The 2101-nt window shown below is 68.0% G+C and carries 3 protein-coding genes; 1 reads left to right on the top strand and 2 read right to left on the bottom strand.

All coding sequences use genetic code 11. The features are described 5' to 3' along the window. Positions 1 to 65: 65 nt before the first annotated feature. Positions 66 to 677 carry a DUF2460 domain-containing protein gene (locus DXK21_RS16360; protein WP_114818824.1) on the bottom strand — a complete coding sequence of 204 codons (612 nt, stop codon included), beginning with the start codon at positions 675 to 677 and terminating at the stop codon, positions 66 to 68. A 160-nt stretch (positions 678 to 837) separates the two neighbouring features. Here DXK21_RS16360 and DXK21_RS16355 point away from each other — a divergent pair, with 160 nt between their 5' ends. Next, a complete protein-coding gene (locus DXK21_RS16355) occupies positions 838 to 1539 on the top strand; it encodes a DUF805 domain-containing protein (protein WP_114818823.1) in 702 nt (233 codons plus the stop codon). Positions 1540 to 1670: 131 nt separating this feature from the next. On the opposite strand, the gene DXK21_RS16350 is transcribed toward DXK21_RS16355, so the two are convergent. Further along, positions 1671 to 2051, bottom strand: coding sequence for a phage tail tape measure protein (locus DXK21_RS16350; RefSeq protein WP_114818825.1), 381 nt, complete (start codon positions 2049 to 2051; stop codon positions 1671 to 1673). Positions 2052 to 2101 lie beyond the last annotated feature (50 nt).

The raw sequence follows: 2101 nt of genomic DNA, 5'->3' as shown, positions 1-2101 counted from the left end.
GCCCCCTCCGTCTCGCCTGCTGCGCAGTCGATCCACCTCCCCATGAATGGGGAGGAAAACGCGACCTAAACCCGCACCTCGATCAGCGGCATCGCGACCATCCGCCCGGCGCCGAAACTCTCCAGCGTCACCTCGATCCGGTCGGCGTCAAACCGCACCGGCACATCGAAAACGAACCCCGCCGTCACCTCAGCCCCCAGGACCGGCGCCGTCGCCAGCGTCACCGCCCCCGTCACGTGATCGACGACAAAGCCCCCCGTCTCGACGCCCCCGACCGCCGCCCGCACCGACCCCTCGACCGGCTTCGCAATCCGCCGCTCATGGTCGCCATAAGCCTTGCACAGCCCAAACGTCCGCCGCACCCCGTCGCCGACGCCGATCCTCTGATCCGTCGCCGCCACGGCCTCGCCCGGCGCACAGCTCTTGAAGTCGGCGAAGTCCCGGAACCGGAACCCGTACAGCCGCCCGCGCCGCGCCTCGAAAAAGGCCGTCAGCGCCGCCATGTCGTCCAGCGACCGCAACCCCGCTCCGATCAGATAGCGTCGTCGCCCCTCAGCCCAGGGCGTCGAGCGCCGCTCGAACCCGGACCCTAGGGTCGTGATCTCCGTCCGCCGCTCCACCCCGCCGGTCGATCCGAACGCCAGCCGCGCCGGCAGACGCACCTCATGAAAGGCCATGCATCCTCGCTTGTGTGTTGAACTGCGCCATTTCGGGACAAGCTGCGATTTGTTCGCAGAAATCCTGCCCCAAGGTCACGCTTCGGCTTGTCTGGAAACCGACGCTCAGCCATGCTCGCGCCAAAGCGGCCGGGGGCCGTTCAGACATGGAGACTTCCGAGTGCGCGGTGAAATTCTCAGCTACGATGATGTGTCGGGCACCGGCCTGATCAGCGGCGACGACAGCATCCGCTACGGCTTCGCCCGTTCCGCCATCCAGGCGGGCGGCGTCATCGCCACCGGCGCCCGCGTCGACTTCGTGCCCGAAGGCCTCGAAGCGACCCAGATCATGGTCCTGGCCGGCTCGCCCGCCGCCGCTTTCGGCCAGGCCGCCAGCTCGGCCTACACCGCCCGCGACACCGGCGGCGGCTACGACTTCGCCAGCGCCATGTTCTCGTTCAACGGTCGGCTTCGCCGCCAGCATTTCTGGATCAGCTGGTTGATCCTGCTCGGCGTCGGCGTCGTCACGAGCTGGATCCCGCTGATCGGCGTTCTGATCTCGATCGCAATGATCTGGCCCAATGTCGCCATCATGGTGAAGCGCCTGCACGACATGGGCAAAACCGGCTGGTTCGTGGTCGTTCCCTATGTCGCCACCATCATCGGCTTCATCATGATCATCAGCGCCGTCGGCATGGCGATCTTCACCAACCCCCAGGCCTTCGAGAACGAAGACCCCACGGTGGCCCTGTCCATGCTCGGCTCGATGATGGGCGGCTTCGCCGTCATGGGCCTGGTCGGCCTCGCCTTCCTGCTCTGGATCGGCATCACCGACAGCCAGCGCGGCGACAACAAGTTCGGCCCCAATCCCAAGGGCGAATAATCGATCAAAGGGCGCTCCTCGGAGCGCCCTTTTTTCTTGGTGGCTATCGCTCGGCGCACGGCGCCTCTCTGCTTGAGCCACGCTTTTTGAGGCTATTGCGAACCGCTCGGCGCCTCGCTGCATGAGCGCCGCTACATCCTTCGCGCGCCCAGGGCCGTCGCCCGCGCCAGCATCCGCGCGATCTGCGCCTCGGACCGCAGCAAGCCCTGCGCCCCGCCGAAACTGTTCATCACCGCCGAGATCGCGTCCGACAGGCCTCCGCCGCGCCCGGCGCCCGCCGCCGCATTGACCGCGCCCAGAACCGCCCGCGCCAGCTCGGCCAGCGTCACCTCCCCGTCCGCCGCCGCCCTTGTCAGCGACCGCGTCAGGCTCTCGCCCGCCCGCCCGAACGCCTCCTCGATCGACGCCGCCGCCCGCTCCGCCGGCTCCCTAAGGGCCTCCAGCGCCGCCGCCGCCTCCGCCGCCTTCACCGGCACGGCGTCGATCCCGTCCGGCCTGAAACTGTCCGTCATCTCAACTTTCCTCCCCATTTCATGGGGAGGGGGACCACGAAGTGGTGGAG

Source organism: Brevundimonas bullata, from assembly GCF_003350205.1.
GTDB classification, from domain to species: domain Bacteria; phylum Pseudomonadota; class Alphaproteobacteria; order Caulobacterales; family Caulobacteraceae; genus Brevundimonas; species Brevundimonas bullata.
Note: the sequence above shows the minus strand (reverse complement) of the source record. Positions and strands in the feature narration are given on the sequence as shown.

Excerpts from the sequence above, each read along its gene's own strand:
- DXK21_RS16360 (WP_114818824.1), bottom strand. The coding sequence starts at position 677 with ATGGCCTTTCATGAGGTGCGTCTGCCGGCGCGGCTGGCGTTCGGATCG.
- DXK21_RS16350 (WP_114818825.1), bottom strand. The coding sequence starts at position 2,051 with ATGACGGACAGTTTCAGGCCGGACGGGATCGACGCCGTGCCGGTGAAG.